At 74.4% G+C, this 16,789-nt stretch carries 17 protein-coding genes; 3 read left to right on the forward strand and 14 right to left on the reverse strand.

Translation table 11 applies throughout. The features are described 5' to 3' along the window. Window positions 1-23 precede the first annotated feature (23 nt). From ACIP6W_RS10400 to ACIP6W_RS10435, 8 genes are all read right to left on the reverse strand, one after another. A complete protein-coding gene (locus ACIP6W_RS10400) occupies window positions 24-1,154 on the reverse strand; it encodes a hypothetical protein (RefSeq protein ID WP_400429337.1) in 1,131 nt (376 codons plus the stop codon). A gap of 106 nt (window positions 1,155-1,260) precedes the next feature. After that, the gene (locus ACIP6W_RS10405; RefSeq protein ID WP_251154983.1) at window positions 1,261-1,845 is read right to left on the reverse strand and encodes an alpha/beta hydrolase; all 585 of its coding nucleotides are present in this window, start codon (window positions 1,843-1,845) and stop codon (window positions 1,261-1,263) included. A 58-nt stretch (window positions 1,846-1,903) separates the two neighbouring features. Further along, window positions 1,904-2,869 (reverse strand): AraC family transcriptional regulator, encoded by a 966-nt coding sequence (locus ACIP6W_RS10410; protein WP_400429340.1) that lies wholly within the window; start codon window positions 2,867-2,869, stop codon window positions 1,904-1,906. Window positions 2,870-3,011: 142 nt separating this feature from the next. Next, entirely contained in the window at window positions 3,012-3,425 is a 414-nt protein-coding gene (locus tag ACIP6W_RS10415) for an ATP-binding protein (RefSeq protein WP_400429343.1), read from the reverse strand. After that, on the reverse strand, window positions 3,422-3,760 hold the full coding sequence (locus ACIP6W_RS10420; RefSeq protein ID WP_400429346.1) for an STAS domain-containing protein: 339 nt from the start codon (window positions 3,758-3,760) through the stop codon (window positions 3,422-3,424). Before ACIP6W_RS10420 ends, ACIP6W_RS10415 begins: the two co-directional genes overlap by 4 nt. Window positions 3,761-3,817: 57 nt before the next feature. After that, complete coding sequence (locus ACIP6W_RS10425; RefSeq protein WP_251154982.1) at window positions 3,818-5,032, reverse strand: multidrug effflux MFS transporter; 1,215 nt, start codon at window positions 5,030-5,032, stop codon at window positions 3,818-3,820. A gap of 128 nt (window positions 5,033-5,160) precedes the next feature. Next, window positions 5,161-7,812: a phosphoenolpyruvate carboxylase gene (locus ACIP6W_RS10430; protein ID WP_209682897.1), complete on the reverse strand. Its 2,652-nt coding sequence runs from the start codon at window positions 7,810-7,812 to the stop codon at window positions 5,161-5,163. A gap of 279 nt (window positions 7,813-8,091) precedes the next feature. Continuing rightward, a complete protein-coding gene (locus ACIP6W_RS10435; protein WP_066654006.1) occupies window positions 8,092-8,769 on the reverse strand; it encodes a heme oxygenase (biliverdin-producing) in 678 nt (225 codons plus the stop codon). A gap of 57 nt (window positions 8,770-8,826) precedes the next feature. Here ACIP6W_RS10435 and ACIP6W_RS10440 point away from each other — a divergent pair, with 57 nt between their 5' ends. Continuing rightward, window positions 8,827-9,723: a siderophore-interacting protein gene (locus ACIP6W_RS10440; RefSeq protein ID WP_251161053.1), complete on the forward strand. Its 897-nt coding sequence runs from the start codon at window positions 8,827-8,829 to the stop codon at window positions 9,721-9,723. Window positions 9,724-9,791: 68 nt separating this feature from the next. Further along, window positions 9,792-10,373 (forward strand): GIY-YIG nuclease family protein, encoded by a 582-nt coding sequence (locus ACIP6W_RS10445; RefSeq protein ID WP_400429350.1) that lies wholly within the window; start codon window positions 9,792-9,794, stop codon window positions 10,371-10,373. Window positions 10,374-10,489: 116 nt separating this feature from the next. Here ACIP6W_RS10445 and ACIP6W_RS10450 read toward each other — a convergent pair whose 3' ends face one another. From ACIP6W_RS10450 to ACIP6W_RS10470, 5 genes are all read right to left on the reverse strand, one after another. Next, window positions 10,490-12,079 (reverse strand): GMC family oxidoreductase, encoded by a 1,590-nt coding sequence (locus ACIP6W_RS10450; protein WP_400429353.1) that lies wholly within the window; start codon window positions 12,077-12,079, stop codon window positions 10,490-10,492. Next, window positions 12,076-13,413 (reverse strand): alpha/beta fold hydrolase, encoded by a 1,338-nt coding sequence (locus ACIP6W_RS10455; protein ID WP_400429356.1) that lies wholly within the window; start codon window positions 13,411-13,413, stop codon window positions 12,076-12,078. Before ACIP6W_RS10455 ends, ACIP6W_RS10450 begins: the two co-directional genes overlap by 4 nt. Window positions 13,414-13,486: 73 nt before the next feature. Beyond that, on the reverse strand, window positions 13,487-14,083 hold the full coding sequence (locus tag ACIP6W_RS10460) for a TetR/AcrR family transcriptional regulator (RefSeq protein WP_400429359.1): 597 nt from the start codon (window positions 14,081-14,083) through the stop codon (window positions 13,487-13,489). Window positions 14,084-14,121: 38 nt separating this feature from the next. Then, window positions 14,122-14,325: a hypothetical protein gene (locus ACIP6W_RS10465; RefSeq protein ID WP_066653993.1), complete on the reverse strand. Its 204-nt coding sequence runs from the start codon at window positions 14,323-14,325 to the stop codon at window positions 14,122-14,124. Further along, window positions 14,322-14,519, reverse strand: a complete 198-nt coding sequence (locus ACIP6W_RS10470; RefSeq protein ID WP_066653991.1) for a hypothetical protein — start codon at window positions 14,517-14,519, stop codon at window positions 14,322-14,324. Before ACIP6W_RS10470 ends, ACIP6W_RS10465 begins: the two co-directional genes overlap by 4 nt. A gap of 241 nt (window positions 14,520-14,760) precedes the next feature. On the opposite strand from ACIP6W_RS10470, the gene ACIP6W_RS10475 reads away from it, so the two are divergent. Continuing rightward, on the forward strand, window positions 14,761-15,729 hold the full coding sequence (locus ACIP6W_RS10475) for an AraC family transcriptional regulator (protein WP_400429362.1): 969 nt from the start codon (window positions 14,761-14,763) through the stop codon (window positions 15,727-15,729). On the opposite strand, the gene ACIP6W_RS10480 is transcribed toward ACIP6W_RS10475, so the two are convergent. Continuing rightward, complete coding sequence (locus ACIP6W_RS10480) at window positions 15,717-16,727, reverse strand: hypothetical protein (protein WP_400429365.1); 1,011 nt, start codon at window positions 16,725-16,727, stop codon at window positions 15,717-15,719. The two genes, ACIP6W_RS10475 and ACIP6W_RS10480, sit on opposite strands and share 13 nt — an antisense overlap. Between the last annotated feature and the right edge of the window lie 62 nt (window positions 16,728-16,789).

The following is a 16,789-nucleotide window of genomic DNA, read 5'->3' on the forward strand; positions in this document are numbered from 1 at the left end:
GCCGCAGGCGGGGTCCGGGTCGCTCAGCGGCGGCCGAACAGGGACCGCAGACGTGCCACGAGGCGCGCCCACCAGCCGGGTCCGGTGCTGTCCGTCGTCGGCGCGTGCTCGTCGTCGTGGCTCGCCGTGGTCTCGCTCGCGGGCAGGGCCACCGCCTCGGGCAGCACGACCGGCGTGCTCGCCGTCGCACCGGTGTGCGCGGTCAGCGCGGCCGCGAAGGCAGCCCGGTCGATGACGGTGGGCCCGGTGGCCGGCTGGACGAGCGGAGCGGGCCGGGTCGCGGCCGACAGGGGCGAGCCGACCGGGAGGCCCAGCACCGGCCGGACCGGCAGCTCGCGGCCCGGGGTGGTCGCCGCAGCGTCGACGGCACCCGAGCCCGTGGTCGCGAGGACCCCGGTCGTGGTCGGTGCGGTCGTGGCCCGCTGGACGGGACGCGTCGGGGTCGCGACGTCGGTCCGGGGTGCGGCGGCGCGCGGGGCGGCTGCTGCACGCACCGGCGTCGGCACCGGTGCGGTGGCGGCGCGTCGGGCGGCGGCACGATCACGGCGCGCGACCTCGTCCGCTGCGTCGGCGAGCAGGTCCGCGAAGACGGCGCGGGCGAACGCGCGCGCGGCGTCGACCTCGGCGTCGTCGAGGTGGGCGACGGTGGCCTCCCAGGCGGCGAGGCGCGCGAGGTCCTCGTCGCGGCGGCGGACCTCGTCCTCGAGCAGCACGATGCGGTCGATCGTGGTGCGGCCGCTCGTGGCGGAGACCTCGACCGCCAGGTCCTCGATGCGCAGGGCGATCCGGGCGGGCGGCTCGGGGAACGACGGGGCGCAGGCCGCCACGTGTCGTGCACGGTCACGACGACGGAAGGCGGTGGGCTCCGAGTGCTCGGCGGCGGGCGCGGCAGCGGCGGGTACGAGCGCGGGTGCGGGTGCGTCCGACGCCGACCCGGGCTCGGGCTCGGCAGCAGCCGCACCAGGGCCGACGGGCACGGCAGGCTCGGCGACGGCGTCCGTGGTCACCGGGCGCTGCACCGGACCCGTGACCGGCGGCACCACGAGGTCCGCCAGGTACGGCGTACGGGTGGCCGGGACGTCTCGGAGCCACTCCTCGAGCTCGCGACCGAACGGGTCGACGAGGGGGGTGCGCGCACCGGGCTGGGTCTCCATGTGACGCAGGATAGATATCACGCGCGCCGGATGCGGGGAGATCCGCGGTGTGTCGCGCATCCCGCACTCTCGGACGTGACGTACCGGGTCGGAGATGAGCGGCGTGTCAGGGCCTCGGGAGCGACTCCGCGAAGTCGTCGAGCAGGCGCCGACCCTCGTCCCAGGCACCGACACCGCTCGCGACGTTCACGTGCTGCCGGTCCCCCACCCGGACCACCCGGGACCCGAGCGTGCCGGCGAACGCGACGGCTCGGTCGACGGAGCAGTACGGGTCGTCGTCGCTGACCACGAGCACGGTCGGTACCGCGACGGGTCGGCGCGGAGCGCGGAAGCCGGCAGCCTCGGCGGGGAACACCGGCGCCCCGGGGTCCGGGGGTGCCACCAGGAACGCGCCGACGACCCGCTCGTGAGCGCCGTCGACGACGTGCTCTGCCAACCAGTCGGCCACCGCCAGGACGCCCAGGCTGTGCGCGACGAGCACCGGCGGCCGGGAGCAGGCGTCGACGGCCTCGGTGATCGCCCGGCTCCAGTCGCCGGGCTCCGGGTCTGACCAGGACCTCGGTGCGATGCGTACCGCACCGTCGGCGCGCTCGTCCTGCCAGCGGGACTGCCAGTGCTCGGGGTCAGACCCCCAGATGCCCGGGACGACGACCCAGGGGTGCCGGTCCGCCGGGCGCAGCTGCTCCTCCATCCGGGCAGCGTAGCGGGCATCCGGGCAGCGGAGCGGGCAGCCCTGGCGGCGACGGCCGTCAGCTGTGCAGGGTGTCGCGCGGGTACTCGCCGAACCGCGCCGAGTAGGCAGCCGAGAACCGACCGAGGTGCGCGAAGCCCCACCGGACCGCGACCGCGGCGACCGTGAGCTCCCCCGGGGTGCCCCGGTGGAGCTCCTCGCGCACGCGGTCCATCCGGATGCCACGGAGCATGGCGTTCGGGGCGGTCCCGACCTGCCGCTGGAACGCCTGCTGCAGCCCGCGGACGCTGAGTCCGACGTGTTCGGCCACGTCGGTGGTCGTGATCGGGGTGTGCGCGTAGGCGTGCATGTACTCGACCGCGTCGCGGACCCGGCTCGTCGCACCCTGCGGCATCGGGACCTCGGGCGCGATCTGCTCGTGCGGGAAGGTCCGCAGCATCGCGAGTGCGGTCTCGCGTGCGGTCTCGGCCATGACGAGCGGTGAGGGAGCCGCGGGGCCGAGGACGACCTGCGCGGCCCGTCGGACCTGTGCGTTCCACACCCGCAGGTCCTCGGCGTGCGGTCTCGCGGTGTGGTCGAAGACGATCGCGCCCGCCTGCCCGCCGTGCTCCTCCGCCGCGATGCCCTCGAGGAACCTCCGGTCGAAGTGCACGAGGTTCTGCCGGACGTCCTCGACCTCGAAGACGAAGGGCCGACCTGCCGGGAACACGAGCGCGTGCCCGGGAGCGAAGGACGCCTCGTCCCGACCGACGTCGACCGTGCCTCCGCCGTCGGTCGCCCACATGACGGCGTAGTCGTCGCCGGAGGACGCCTCACCCGTCGCGTGCGCGTCGAAGTGGGTCGACCGGAACGACATCGACGCGTCACCGACCGCCTTGAAGCGGTACCCGAACGACCGCGCGGTGTGGCGCGCAGCGAAGTGCGCGCCGTCGTACGCGTCCGAGAAGAGCTGGAGCGCCGCGCCGAGGTCGGTCCCCACGGCTTCGTAGCGCATCCGGGTGTCAGCGCGCGTCTCGGTCGTCACCGGACCGAGCGTGACACGACATCGCCGGTCCCGCATGCGCACCGTCCCGGGGTGCGCGGACCGGCTCCTCCCGTGCGGGAAACGGATGATGCGCGGGCCGGACGCGGAGACCGGTCAGCGGCGACCGGTCAGCGGCGGCCGGTCAGCGGCGGCCGCGCCGGACGACCCATCGGTTCCGGTCGTCGACCCGCTCGTAGCGCAGGTCGTCGACGACCATCTGCACGAGCGCGAGCCCGCGGCCGCCCTCGGCCAGCGCGTCCGGCAGGTGCGCCGCCGACGGGTCGACCAGGACCGGCACACCGTCGTCGGACAGCGACACCGTGACCTCGTCCGGGCCGACGTCCATCCGGAGCGAGCAGGACACCGGACGACCGCCGGCTCCGTGCTCGATGACGTTCGAGGCGAGCTCGACGAGGGCGAGTTCGAGCGCCATGCGGTCCTCGAGGGACAGCTCGGGCTCGTGTGCCCACACCGAGGACAGGAACGTGTGCACCGCCGTGACGTCGCCGGGCGGGCAGGCGAGGTCGAGGACGTGCTCGCCGGTGGCCACGGTCATGCCCAGATCGTCACCGCGGCGTCCCCGTCCGGGTACGTCCGCAGGATCTTGTCGATGTTGGAGAGCTTGAGCACCATCTGCACCTGCTCGGAGGGGGCGGCGAGCCGCAGGTCTCCCCCGGCCTGGCGCGCGGTCTTCAGGCAGCCGACCAGGGCGCCCAGTCCGGACGAGTCCATGAACTCGACGCCGGAGAGCTCGACGACGAGACGCGAGCGTCCGCCCTCGACGACCTTCGCCACGGTCTCGCGGAAGGCTCCCGCGCTCACCATGTTGAGTCGTCCGCTGCACTCCAGCACGGCGGTGTCGTCTGTCGCCTCGTGTACGACGATGTCCATGCAGGGGCCTCCTCGGTTCGGTGCGGGTGCACCCTGCAACCTACCGGGTGTGAGCCGTCAGGCGGTACGGCCTCGCCGCGTCGCGAGGACCTGGACGACGACGGCGGCCGCCATGAGCGTCGCCATCACGGCGCCCATCGCGGTCGCGGTCCCGCCGAGCGCACCCGCGAGCGGCGTCCCGAGCCCGCCGAGTCCGAAGGTGAGACCGCCCTGCAGTGCGGCCGCGGTCCCCGGGTGGGCAGCGCCGACGTGCTGCGTCCGGGTCATGGCCGCGGGCAGCACGAACCCCCAGGCCCCGGTGACCACCGCGAGCCCGCACCAGACCGGCACGGGTCCCGCTCCGGCGAGGGCGGCGACCAGGACGACCGCGCTGCCGAGGGTCCCCGTGGCGAGCCCCGCGGTCAGCAGGGAGTCCTCGGAGAACCGGCCGACGACGCGGCGGAACACGAGCGTCGTGACGACCATCACCGAGGCGTTCGTCGCGAACACGAGCGTGTAACGCTGCTCCGAGAAGCCGTACTGCTGCTGGAACACGAACGAGCTCGTCGCGATGTAGGCGAAGAAGCCGATAGTCGAGAGCACCCCGGTCAGGACGTAGGCCCGGAAGCGCCCGATCGCGAGCAGGTCCCGGATGCGACGCCCGTTCGCCCGGAAGCCGGTCCCGCCCCGGGCGGCCGGCGGGAGGGTCTCACCGAAGCGCAGGACGACCGTGACGGCGAACGCCACCCCGAGCACGGCGAGGACGACGAACATCAGGCGCCAGGACCCGACGGTGAGCACGGCGCCGCCGGCCAGCGGTGCGACGACCGGCCCGACGGCGTTGATCGCGGCCAGGGTGCCGAACACCGTCGCCGCCCGTGGCCCCGAGGCCGTGTCGGAGACCATCGCACGACCGGCGACGGCTCCGGCCGCACCGGCGAGTCCCTGCAGCACGCGGGCGGCCACCAGGGTGCCCGCGTCCGGTGCGAGCGCACAGCCGACGGACGCCAGCGCGAAGCCGACGGTCCCGACGAGGAGCAGCGGTCGCCGTCCGGTGCCGTCGCTCACGGGCCCGGCGAGGAGCTGGCCGACCGCGAACGCGACGAGGAAGGCCGTGAGCGACAGCTGCACGACCCCGGGCGTGGTGTCGAGGTCGCGGGCGATCGTCGGGAGCGCCGGGATGTACATGTCGGTGGCGAAGGGCGAGACGCCGACGATCAGTGCCAGTGGGACGATCGGCGGCAGCCGGGTCGTCGCGGTCGTCGGTCCGGTCCCCGCGCGCTCCGTCGTCACCGACGCCACGCTACGCCTGCGCGGACCGATCCGCGACGGCCGTCGGGCACCACGCTGACCCGTGACGGACGGGAGGCGCGGTGCCCGCCGGCACCGCGCCTCCCGTCCGTGACGCGGTCGTGGGCGGATCAGCCCGTGTTCTGCAGACCGGCCGCGACCCCGTTGACGGTGAGCAGGAGCAGGCGGTGGTCGCCGTCCGTCGGGTCGGTGCTGCCGGAGGTCCGGATCGCCCGCAGGGCGCGCAGCTGCAGGTGCGACAGCGCGTCGACGTACGGGCTGCGCAGCCGCACGGCACGCGCGAGCACCGGACGGTCCTCGAGCACGTCGCTCCCGCCGGAGACCCGCAGCACCCAGTCGCGGGTGCGGAGCATCTCGTCGAGCACCTTGGCGGCCAGGTCGTCGCGGTCGGCGAGCTCGAGGTAGCGGCGGGCGATCTGCTCGTCGGTCTTCGCGAGCGACATCTCGACGTTCTTGATCATCGCGCCGAACAGCGGCCACTCCGCGTACGCGGCGCGCAGGGCATCGACGTCGCCGACGGCCTCGAGCGCGGAGCCGAGGCCGTACCACCCGGCGAGGTTGATGCGTGCCTGCGTCCACGAGAACACCCACGGGATCGCTCGGAGGTCCTCGAGCGACTCCACGCTCAGGCCGCGTCGGGCCGGGCGGGAGCCGAGCGGCAGGAGTCCGATCTCCTCCATCGGGGTGACGCGGGCGAACCACGGCGCGAAGCCGTCCGCCTTGACCAGGTCGTAGAACGCGCGGCGCGAGACGTCGTCGAGCTGCTGCGCGAGGTCGGCGAAGCGGGTCGCCGCGACGGCCGTGCGCTCCTCGTTCGACGGCGACGACGCGAACAGCGTCGCCGAGGCCATCTGCTCGAGGTGCCGTGCCGCGATGTCCTGGTCGCCGTACTGGGCGAAGATGACCTCGCCCTGCTCGGTGAGCTTGAGCCGCCCGTCGATCGACCCCGGCGGCTGTGCGAGGACCGCCTCGTTCGCCGGGCCACCACCGCGGCCGAGCGATCCGCCGCGGCCGTGGAACAGCGTCAGCTCGACGTCCTGCTCGCGCGCCCAGTCGGCGATCCGTGCTTGAGCGTCGTAGAGCGCCAGGTTCGCCGAGACCGGGCCGACGTCCTTCGACGAGTCGGAGTAGCCGAGCATGACCTCGAGCCGACGCCCGGTCGCCGCGAGCCGCCGCTGGAAGGGCTCGGTGCGCACGGCCTCGTCGAGGATGTCGACGCTCGCGTGCAGGTCGGCGAAGGTCTCGAACAACGGGATGACGTCGAGCACCGGGGCCGCGTCACCGCAGGCGGCACGGGCGAGCTCGTGCACGTTCGCCAGGTCGGCGGCCGACTGCGTGAAGGAGACGATGTAGCGGTGCGCGGCACGGACGCCGTAGCGCTGCTGCAGGTCCGCGACGGTGCGGAACACCGCGAGGACCTCCTCCGTGGTCTCGCTCAGCTCGCCGCCGGCCCGGATCTCCGCCAGCGCGTTCCGGTGCACCTGCGAGTGCTGACGGACCTCGAGCTCGGCGAGGTGGAACCCGAAGGTCTCGACCTGCCAGACGAGGTTCTGCAGGTCGCCGTTCGCGGTCCGGACGGCACCGGCGGCGACGAGCGACGCCTGGATCACCCGGAGGTCGGCGAGCAGTTCCTCGGGGTCGCCGTACGCCAGGCCCTCCTGGCCGCGGCGCGTCGCGCGGATGCGGGCGGCGACGAAGAGCAGTGCGCGACGGTGCGTCTCGTTCGGGGCACGGACGCCGATCCGCTCGGCGATGCCCGGGTCGAGCTGCTCCTGCGCTGCGACGAGGGCCTGCAGTCCGGCGTCCGCGGGGGTCTCGGCGGCGTCGAGCGTCAGTGCCGAACCGATGCGGGTGGCCGCGCGGGAGAGGCCGAGCAGGATGTGCTCGGCGGCGATGTCGGCGGCCTGCTTCGTGACGCCGGCGGTGACGTGCGGGTTGCCGTCGCGGTCGCCGCCGATCCAGGTGCCGAAGCGCACGAAGGCCGGTGCGGTCACCGGGACCCGACCGGCGTCGTCCCCGAGCAGCCGGTCGTCGAGCAGGCGGTAGACCTGCGGCACGATCTCGAACAGGGTCTGGTCGAACACGCTCATCGCCGTGCGGACCTCGTCGAGCGGGGTCGGCCGGGTCGTGCGCAGCGGTGAGGTGCGCAGGAGCGTGGTGATCTCCTCGAGCAGCCGCCGCTCGTTCTCGGCGCGGGCGGTGGCGTTGCGGGAGCGGTCGCGCTCGTCGATGAGGTCGGTGATGCGCCGGACGGCCGTGGTGACCGCGCGACGGCGGGCCTCGGTCGGGTGGGCGGTGAGCACCGGGTGGAACCGCAGGTCGGCCAGGCGCGCGGCGGCCTCGTCGGCGCCGACCTGCTCGACGAGCGAGGCGTACGTCGCGGGGAACGAGTCGCCGGGCAGGCCGCCGTCGTCGCCCCGGGCACGGAGGACGCGCACGCGGTGGTGCTCCTCGGCCAGGTTCGTCAGGTGGAAGTACGTCGTGAACGCCTGGGCGACGGCCTCGGCCCGCTCGGCGGACATGCCGGCCACGATCGCCTCGGCACGGGCGGCGCCCTCGGCGTCGGAGCCCTCGTAGGCGTCGATGACGGCGGCGCGCAGGCTCTCGACGTCGTGCAGCAGCTCGTCACCCCCGGTCTCCCGCAGCACCCGCCCGAGCAGGTTGCCGAGGTACCGGACGTCCGCGCGCAGGTCGCTGTCGACCGCGCCGCTGACGTCGTCCCGTGCGCGCCCGTGGCGCGTCGATCCGTCGATCGCCGTCATGGGTTCCTCTCACGTTGCGCCGGGACCGCGTCCCGGGTCCCCAGCACTGTACCGGCGGACGCGGGCACGTGACGACGACCGTCCGGACGGACCGCGGACCGCCCAGGGCATGGCCCGCCAGCGCGCCGACGGACGCGGCGGCGGGCGCAGCGGCGGTCGCGGCGGCGGTCGCGGCGGCGGTCGATCTGCCCCGTCGTCACCGGATCCCGCTCAGGCGGGGAGCACCGGCACGGTCAGGCGGGGAGCACCGGCACGGTCAGGCGGGGAGCAGCGGCACGGTCAGGCGGGGAGCAGCGGCACGGTCCGGCCGTCGCCCGCCGTCGGGCGACGCACCGAGGCCACGAGCGCCCGGTCGAGGCCCGCGGCCAGCTCCACCTCGGCGAGCACGGCCTCGCGCTCGGCGTCCGACCACGGGGCCGCGTCGAGCTGGGCCCGGTAGGTGTCCTCGAAGGCGGCGGGGTCGGCCACCTGGTCGAAGATCGTGAAGAGCACGCCGTTCGTGTCGAACCCGAACCGGTCCTCGAGCATCCGGGCCAGCGTGGGGCCGCCCGTCAGGTCCCCGAGGTACCGCGTGTAGTGGTGCGCGACGAACGCCCCGGGCGAGGTCGCCGCGACGGCGCACAGGCGACGGACGTACGCGGTGGTCGCCGCGGTCGGACAGCAGAGCTCGGACCAGTCCGGACCGACGAGGTACTCGAGGTCGGCGCGGATCGCGGGCATCCGGGTGAGCTGCGTCGTGACGAACGGTGCGGCGACCGGGTGGTCCGCCATCCGCTCGGCGGCACGCTCCAGGGCGTCGTACACGACGGCGTACTGGCCGAGCAGGTCGGCGTAGTCGGCGACGTCGCACTCCCCCGCGAGCAGGTCGTGGGCACCGCCGGTCCACACGGCCGGGTCCGCAGCGGTGCGGGAGCGCCGGCGCAGGAGCTCGGAGAACGGCGTCACGGTCGGACTCATGAGGTGAGGCTAACCTCAGTAGCTGGCAAGGTCGAGCACCGGAAGAGGAATCCCAGGATGAGTCCCAAGCGCACCCAGCACGTCTTCGTCGTCGACCGCACGGAGCACCTGTCCCCGCACATGGTGCGCGTCCACCTCGGTGGTCCGGCCTTCCGGGACTTCGTCGACGGGGCCGACCCGGACCGCCTCGCCGCCACCGACAAGTACGTCAAGCTCCTGCTCGCGCCGCCGTCGAGCGGCCTGACCCCGCCGTACGACCTCGAGGCGCTGCGCGAGACCCTGCCGAAGCACGAGCGGCCCGCGCGCCGCACCTACACGGTCCGGTCCGTCGACCACGCCGCCGGGACCATCGCGATCGACTTCGTGCTGCACGACGACCACGGGCACGACGGCCACGGGCACGACGACCACCGGCCCGAGGACGGGCACGGCGACCGGGGTCTCGCCGGCCCGTGGGCGGCCGCCGCCCAGCCCGGTGACCTGCTCGCCCTGTCCGGGCCCGGCGGCGGGTACGCGCCGTCGACGGACCCGACCGTCACCCACGTGCTCCTCGGCGACGACAGCGCACTGCCCGCGATCGGCGCGGCCCTCGCCGCGATGCCCGACGACGCCCGCGGCGTCGCGCTCGTCGAGGTCGGCGGCGCAGCCGACGAGCAGCCGCTCGAGCACCCGGACGGGGTCGACCTGCGGTGGCTGCACCGCGACGCCACCGGCGCCGAGCCGGGCACGCTGCTGGTGGCCGCCGCTCGGGCGCTGCCCCGTGCCTCCCGACCGGTGCAGGTCTTCGCGCACGGCGAGCGGACCGCGGTGAAGGCGCTCCGCCGCGTGCTGCAGGACGAGTGGGGCCTCGAGAAGGCGGAGATGTCCCTGTCCGCGTACTGGGCGCTCGGACGGGCCGAGGACCGGTTCCAGGAGGAGAAGCGCGAGCCGGTCGGCGTGATCTTCGCGGACTGAGCGACCCCGCTCCGTGCGTCGGCCGGGAGGCCCGGTGCGCGTCGGTGGCGCACGCTAGCGTCCGCCGGGTGGTCACCCCTCCTGCCGTCCCCGCCTGCTGCGTCCCCGATTGCGACGCGCCGTCCGCGGACGGCTTCGCCGCCGTCCTGCCGCTCTGCGGCGGACACGTGACCCTGGTCGCCGAGGTCGCGGCGGAGCACGTCGGAACGGAGGACGCGCTGCCGGGCCCGTGCCCGGTCTGCGGGTCGCGCGTGGGCGTGCGCTGGCCGAGCGCCGTGCTGTGCGGGACGTGCGAGTGGCGGTGGGGCGACGTGCCGGACGGCGAACTGCCACCGCCGCGCGTCGACGTCGTCTACTACCTCCGGCAGCGCGACGACTTCGGCGACCGGGTGAAGATCGGCACGACCGCGAACCCGCGGCGACGGCTCGCAGCGGTGCCGCACCAGGAGCTCCTGGCGTTCGAACGCGGCGACCGGTCCGTCGAGCGACGACGGCACACGGCCTTCGCGGACGACCGGTTCCCGGGGACGGAGTGGTTCCGGACCACGCCGGCACTGCTTGAGCACGTCGCGCGGGTCGCCGCGGGCGTGGACGACCCGTGGGCGCTGCACGCCCGGTGGACGAGCGAGGCACTGGCGCTGCGCGGCTGAGGCCGGCTGCCGGTCCCTGCACGGCAGGGACCGGCTCCCGTTCCCTGCGCGGACGTGTGCCGTGCGCGACGCGGGTCGTGGAGGTGCTGCGCGGCGGTGCCGCGCAGCACCTCGGGTCAGGCCGCTGCGGCCGTCGCGCGCTGCCGGTCTGCTGCCGGGTCGTCCCGCAGGAACCGGTCGGCGGTGCGCAGGGACAGCGCCATGATCGTGAGCGCGGGGTTCGCGATGACGGCACTCGGGAACACCGAGTTGTCGCAGACCCACAGGTTCGGCACGTCCCACGACCGACCCGCCGGGTCGACGACGGACGACCCGGCGTCGGAACCCATGCGCGCCGTCCCGATCGTGTGGGCGGTGCGTTCGAGCACCCGGACGTCGGTCCCGCCGGCGGCCTCGACGATGGCGGTCATCGTGCGGACGGCGTGGGCGCGGATCGCGTCCTCGTTCGAACCCGGCGAGAACCTCACACGGGCCCGCGGCACGCCGTGCTCGTCGAGGTCGTCGGAGAGCACGAGCCGGTTGTCGTCGTACGGCAGGCACTCGGCGTTGATCCCGACGCCGGCCGTCCGCGGGTAGTCGCGCATGGCCTTGACGAGCTCGGCACCGCGCAGCCCCCCGCCACGGACCAGGGTGGTCGCGAAGGTCAGCGGCTGGACGCCGAGGCTCTGGATCAGGTACCCACCGGCGAAGTCGGCGTCCGCGGGCCGGACGAAGTCCTCGGTGATGATCGACGACGGGTAGCCGCGGTACGACCGCATCGACTCGTCGAAGGTCGCCCACACCTGGGTCGCCCCGTGCGCCGTGAAGTTCCGACCGACCTGGCCGCTGCTGTTGGCCAGCCCGGTGTGCAGGAGCAGACGCGGCGTCTCCACCCCGCCCGCGGCCAGCACGAGGGACCGGCACCGCTGGCGGCGCTCACGGCCGTCGCGCGTGTAGAGCACGGCGCAGACCCTGCCGTCGGCGTCGAGCTCGATGCCGTGCACGAACGACTCCGGACGGATCTCCGCGCCGAAGGCGACGGCGGCGGGCAGGTAGGTCGTGTCCATCGACACCTTCGCCCCGTTGCGGCAGCCCTGGTGGCACGACCCGCAGGACACGCACGCCTGGCGCAGCCCGTGGTGCTCCTGCACCCGGTCCTCGGTGGTCAGGGCGACCGGTGCGTCCGTCGCGGTGATGCCGAGCGCCGCGGTGCCGCGCATCATCATGTCCGACGAGGCGTTCCGCGCGGGTGGACCCATCCGGTACCGGCGGTCCGGGTCCCACGGGTAGTGCGCGGGGCCGGCGACGCCGACCTCGTGCTCGACGCGCTCGATGTACGCGGTGAGCTCGGCGTGGTCGATCGGCCAGTCCTCGCCCTGCCCGCTCTCGGTGCGCAGACGGAGGTCGTGCGTGCTCGGGCGCGGGGTGAAGGCGCCCCAGTGCAGGGTGGAGCCGCCGACGCCGGTCCCGCTGTTGTTCGGACCGAAGGCGGTCGGAGCGGCACCACCGCTGATGCGTTCGTCCATCCAGTTGATGTCCGCCGGTGCCTCGACCTCGTCGGGCGTGTGGTCGCCGGGCTCGGTGTTCCGACCGGCCTCGAACGCGACGACGCTCAGGCCCTCGCGGGCGAGGCGAGCGGTCAGCGGGGCGCCGCCGGCACCCGTCCCGACGACGACGACGTCGACGACCTCGTCGTCCTGGTGGTGGCGCTGTGCGTCGAGTCTCATCGTCCTGCTCCCTCGGGTTCCCACGCTTCCCGCTGCCCGGCTCCGAGCAGCTGGAAGCCCTGCTTCCGGACGCCGTCGCCACCGTTGGCGAAGCCGTCGTAGTCGATCTCGGACATCGTGGCGGGGTGGGCGAGCCACTGCTTCACGAGGTCCACGCTGGCGTCCTCGAACCAGACGCGCAGCTGTTCCGCCCCGAGCGGGCCGTCCGGCCGGTACCGGCCGGCGGCGACGTCCTCGAGCACCGCGGGCAGGTCGTCGGAACCGACCGTCGCGAGCACGTCCAGCGCGCCGCGGTAGGCGTCGGCGTCCTCCGGCATCCCGTCGGGGCGCCATCCGTCGCCCTGCCCGGCGGCGAGCTGACGGTCGACACGGAGCGCGACGTCCACCTCTCCCGGCCCTGCCTGCGGGACGACGATCCGAGCCACCGCCCGGAGCACGTCGAGCTGCTGCGGGGACAGGGCCTCCGGCGTCGCGGCGGGGTCGTCGGGCAGCGCACGCACCGCGAGCACGCCCCGGGTCCGAGCACTCACCCGCGGCGAGGCGATCACCCGGGCCTGGTCGGCGGGGACGACCGGTCCGTGGGCGACACGCCGCTCCCAGAAGCTGCGCACGAGCGCGGCGACCTCCTGCGGGCGCTCCCACGGCAGCAGGTGCGCGGCGCCAGGTACCTCGTGCAGCTCGGCGGCGGGCCAGTGCGGCATCGTGAGGCGACGCTGCGCTCCGGCCGCCAGGTCGCCGTCCTCGGCGCCGGCGAGCACGAGCGCCGGGACGGGGTTCGGCTCGGCCGTCGTCGACCAGTCCTCCCGACTACCGCGGAGCAGCCAGTCGCGCCAGGCGCGCGGGTCGGTGCGGCGCACGTCCTGCACGGCCTGCTCGTGCCGGTCCGGGGGCAGCACGTCGGCGGTGTTCGCGTCGACGAACTCCGCCGCGTGGTCCGGCTCGATCGGCCCGTCCGCGGCCCACGAGAGCATCGCGTCGCGGCGGTCCTCGTCCATCGGCTCGGGAGCGAGGGGCGAGGCGGCGAGGAGGACGACGGCGCGGAGTCCGAACAGGCCGTTCGCGCCCGAGACCGTGCGGTCGGCGACGACCGTCGCGACCTTGCCACCCATCGAGTGACCCACGATCGCCCACTCGGTGGCGCCGCTCGCCCCGATCGCCCGCTCGACGAGCACGGCCATCTCCTCGACGGTCGTGCCACCGGAGGCGGGGCTCCGCCCGAAGCCCGGCAGGTCGATGCCGACGAGGTCGAGGGTGCCGGCGAGCTCGGAGCGGAGGAGGGCGAACTCCTCCGAGCTCGAGCCCAGCGCGTGCAGGCAGAAGGCGGTCGCTGTCATCCTTCGTTCCTACCGTCCGGATCGCGCGGGACCCAGGCTCCTGTACCCCTGCGACGTACCCCGACGGGCGGTGTCAGGAGGACGTGCGCGGTTCGTAGACCGAGAGGAGCATCGCGGCACCCAGGCGAGCCACCCGTGCGGGCTGCGCCGACCGCTGCACGGCGGACTCCACCCGGGCACCCTCGACGAGCAACGAGAGCGCCTGCGCCACGTGCGACGGCACGCCGGCACGCGCGCAGAGCTGCGTCAGGTGTGCCTCGACGTCGGCGAAGTGCGCTCGCGCGAGCTCGGCGATCGCCGGGTCGGTGCGCCCGAGTTCCGCGTGCCCGTTGATGAACGCGCAGCCGCGCCAGCCCTCGTCGGCGAAGCACTGCTCCAGGTACCCGAACACCCCGAGGACCTCGTCCCGCGGATCGTCGGCGTCCCGAGCGATGCCGTCGAGTGCCCGTCGCCACGCGCCGTGCCAGCGCTGGAGCACGGCGATGACGAGCTCCCGCTTCGACGGGTACGCGGCAGTGAGCTCGTCGCGCGTGAGTCCGGCCTCGTCCGCGACGTCGTCGAGCGTCACCGGGGTGACGCCGTGCTGTGTGAACAGGGTGTCCGCCGCGGTCGACGCCCGGCGTTGTGCCGGGGACTCACGGACGGTGGGGGTCAGAGTGAGGAGGGTCATGTGCCTTCTGCAGGGTCGGGACCGCGGGTGGCGCGAGCCTACTGGCCCGACACGCGAGCGGCGTCGAGGGCCTCGGCGAGCAGGGCTCGCATGTCGATCGGCTGCGTCGGTGCGTCGGCGGCGGCCGACCGTCGGACCGGCAGCACGGTGTCGGCGACCGAGTGGTCCGCCCCGGGCAGCGCGCGGGTCCCGCGGGAGAGCCGCGACCCGCGGATGCCGAGTTCGTTGCGCGGGATGCTCATGCGGACAGTCCCAGCAGGATCGCTGCGGACGCGGCGACGGTCACCGAGAGCAGACCGGTCGACACCGCGGCGATCTGGAGGCCACGCTGTCGGCGGGCCTCCACCACCTCGGCGAACCGCGGGGTCGTGCGACCGATCCCGGCGGCGCGGGCGGTGGTGGGTCCGGTGTCCAGGTCGGTGGCGATGATGGTCACGGTCGTCGTCCTCGGGTCTCCGGGGGGCCGGCCGATCCGGCACCCGTCCACCGAGGACGCTAGGAGACCGCGGCGCCGGGCGGACGCCGACCGGGCGACGACGACGAAAGACGGACGTCCGGCAGTCCTCGTCCGACGATCTCCGGACATCCCTGCTGTGCGGACCACGTCGTCCACCCCCGGACCGGGGACACCGGTGTCCGGACAGCGCCGCGTCCGGCGGACAGAATGCACGGGACCCATGAACCCGATCACGCCGCCACGCATCGACGTCGAGACCCAGAGCTCCGACCTCGACGAAGCCCGCGACTTCCTCGCGACCGCCTACGCGGGGAACGAGTGGAGCGCCGACGCGACCGGACAGCCGTTCGCGTTCCGCTACTCGGCGGTGGGGGACGCGGCGATGTCGCTGCGGTCGATCCGCTTCGACGGCCACCTCGAGGGCGTCATGACGCCGTCCGACGACTTCGTGGTGCAGTGGACGACCCGCGGCACCGCTGCGATCGGGTCCGGAGACGCGCAGATCGTGATGGAGCCCGGTCGACCGCAGCTCTGGCCGCAGCAGGGCGCCGCGTTCTCGTACGACGACTACGACCAGCGCATCGTCCAGGTCAACCGGAGCGCCCTCGAGGAGGTCGCCGGTGAACGCGGGACGGCGCCCGGGCAGCTCGTGCTCGACCACACCGTCCGACCGGACGAGCGGGCGATGCGCGTCTGGCGGAGCAGCGTCCAGCTCATCTCGCACACCGTCCTCGACCGCCGTGCCTCCCCGCTGCTGCAGGCCGAGATGGGTCGGCTCGGGGCGCTGGCACTGCTGGAGCTCTACCCGATCGTCAGCGCGTCGCTGCCGGACGAGCTGCTGCTCCCCCGCAACGCACACGTCCGACGAGCCGTCGAGTACGTCCACGAGCACGCGCACCTGCCGATCACGAGCACCGACCTGGCGCGGGTCGCATCGCTCAGCCTCCGCGCCCTCCAGACGGCGTTCCAGCGCACCTTCGAGCTGTCGCCGAACGCGTACATCCGACAGGTCCGGCTCGACCGCGTGCGCGAGGCGCTGCTCGCCGGCGACCCGGCGACGACGAACATCGCCGAGGTTGCGCGCGAGTGGGGGTTCGCCCACGCGGGCCGGTTCTCCGCGACCTACCAGCAGCGCCACGGCGAGTACCCGCGCCAGACCCTGCGCCGATCCGGCCGTCAGCGCGCGTAGGCGTCGACGAACAGCGCTCCGCGGAGGTCCCGCAGGGTGTCGACGAGCCGCTCGATCGTGCGCCCGGAGATGCCGGACACCTCGAGGTCGTGCGGACCGAGTGCGGGCAGGCGGCCGGTCCGGATCCGCACGACCTCCCACCCCACGGCGCGGACGGCACGGTCCTTCCGCCGGTCCGTCTCCTGCCGGGGTCCGACGTGCTCGAGCCCGTGTCGGCCCGTGCTGTCGTACTCGATCGCGACGCGCAGCTCCGGGAGCACGATGTCCGGCCAGGCCTCGACGTGGTCGAAGAACGGGCGGTCGAGCCGGATGGCCGTGTGGTCGAACGTGAAGGCGAACCGGTCACGCAGCGCCTGCCGCAGGTCGGCCTCGACCGCCGACGCCGGCGCGGGGGCGCACACGCTCGTGAAGGAGTCCCCCGACGGGATCCTCGGGGTCTGAGGGCAGATCGACCGTGGGACCGGCTGCGACGACCGTGCGCCGCTCGCCCGTGTCGAGCGTGCGCCAGACCGTCCCGCAGCACGGGCCCCCGGTCGGGACGACGCCACCGTGCCCGTGGGTACCCGGCCCACCCCGGGGACCGGGCCGCGCCCCGGAGCCGACGGGAGCGTCCGGCGGCCGTTGACCCGCTCGGCCCGCTGCGGCGGCGGGACCGCTGCCGGCCAGTCCTCGGGGAGCACCGGCCACCGCTGCGGTGCCGCCTGCAGGTGGCACTCGGGGCACCAGACGGACCGTCGGCGCTCCCGCCCGGGTCGCGACCGCTGCTCGGCAGGCGTCGCGACGAAGACGTGACCGACGTCGCACTCCCACGTCAGCAGGACCTCGGCCGCGGGCGGCACCTGCGTGAGCACCACGCCGTGGTTCCACTCCGGGTGGTACTGCCGCACGAGCACCGGGTACGACGCCCACGCCGAGCGGAACTCGCCGACGGCGTACGGTACGGCGGTGCCCCGCGACCACTGTCGCCGTCGCCACCACGCGTCCACCGGTTCGACCACGCCGTCACCGTAGGGAGCACCACCGACACCGCGGATGCCGAACCGTCGGGTGCCCGGGCCGG

Origin of the sequence: Curtobacterium sp. NPDC088465 (assembly GCF_044753165.1) — a bacterium.
Classification (GTDB): domain Bacteria; phylum Actinomycetota; class Actinomycetes; order Actinomycetales; family Microbacteriaceae; genus Curtobacterium.

What these genes read in the sequence shown, in the direction of transcription:
- ACIP6W_RS10400 (WP_400429337.1), bottom strand. Translation starts at nt 1,154, where the DNA reads ATGGAGACCCAGCCCGGTGCGCGCACCCCCCTCGTCGACCCGTTCGGT.
- ACIP6W_RS10405 (WP_251154983.1), bottom strand. Translation starts at nt 1,845, where the DNA reads ATGGAGGAGCAGCTGCGCCCGGCGGACCGGCACCCCTGGGTCGTCGTC.
- ACIP6W_RS10415 (WP_400429343.1), bottom strand. Translation starts at nt 3,425, where the DNA reads ATGACCGTGGCCACCGGCGAGCACGTCCTCGACCTCGCCTGCCCGCCC.
- ACIP6W_RS10420 (WP_400429346.1), bottom strand. Translation starts at nt 3,760, where the DNA reads ATGGACATCGTCGTACACGAGGCGACAGACGACACCGCCGTGCTGGAG.
- ACIP6W_RS10430 (WP_209682897.1), bottom strand. Translation starts at nt 7,812, where the DNA reads ATGACGGCGATCGACGGATCGACGCGCCACGGGCGCGCACGGGACGAC.
- ACIP6W_RS10435 (WP_066654006.1), bottom strand. Translation starts at nt 8,769, where the DNA reads ATGAGTCCGACCGTGACGCCGTTCTCCGAGCTCCTGCGCCGGCGCTCC.
- ACIP6W_RS10440 (WP_251161053.1), top strand. Translation starts at nt 8,827, where the DNA reads ATGAGTCCCAAGCGCACCCAGCACGTCTTCGTCGTCGACCGCACGGAG.
- ACIP6W_RS10450 (WP_400429353.1), bottom strand. Translation starts at nt 12,079, where the DNA reads ATGAGACTCGACGCACAGCGCCACCACCAGGACGACGAGGTCGTCGAC.
- ACIP6W_RS10455 (WP_400429356.1), bottom strand. Translation starts at nt 13,413, where the DNA reads ATGACAGCGACCGCCTTCTGCCTGCACGCGCTGGGCTCGAGCTCGGAG.
- ACIP6W_RS10460 (WP_400429359.1), bottom strand. Translation starts at nt 14,083, where the DNA reads ATGACCCTCCTCACTCTGACCCCCACCGTCCGTGAGTCCCCGGCACAA.
- ACIP6W_RS10465 (WP_066653993.1), bottom strand. Translation starts at nt 14,325, where the DNA reads ATGAGCATCCCGCGCAACGAACTCGGCATCCGCGGGTCGCGGCTCTCC.
- ACIP6W_RS10475 (WP_400429362.1), top strand. Translation starts at nt 14,761, where the DNA reads ATGAACCCGATCACGCCGCCACGCATCGACGTCGAGACCCAGAGCTCC.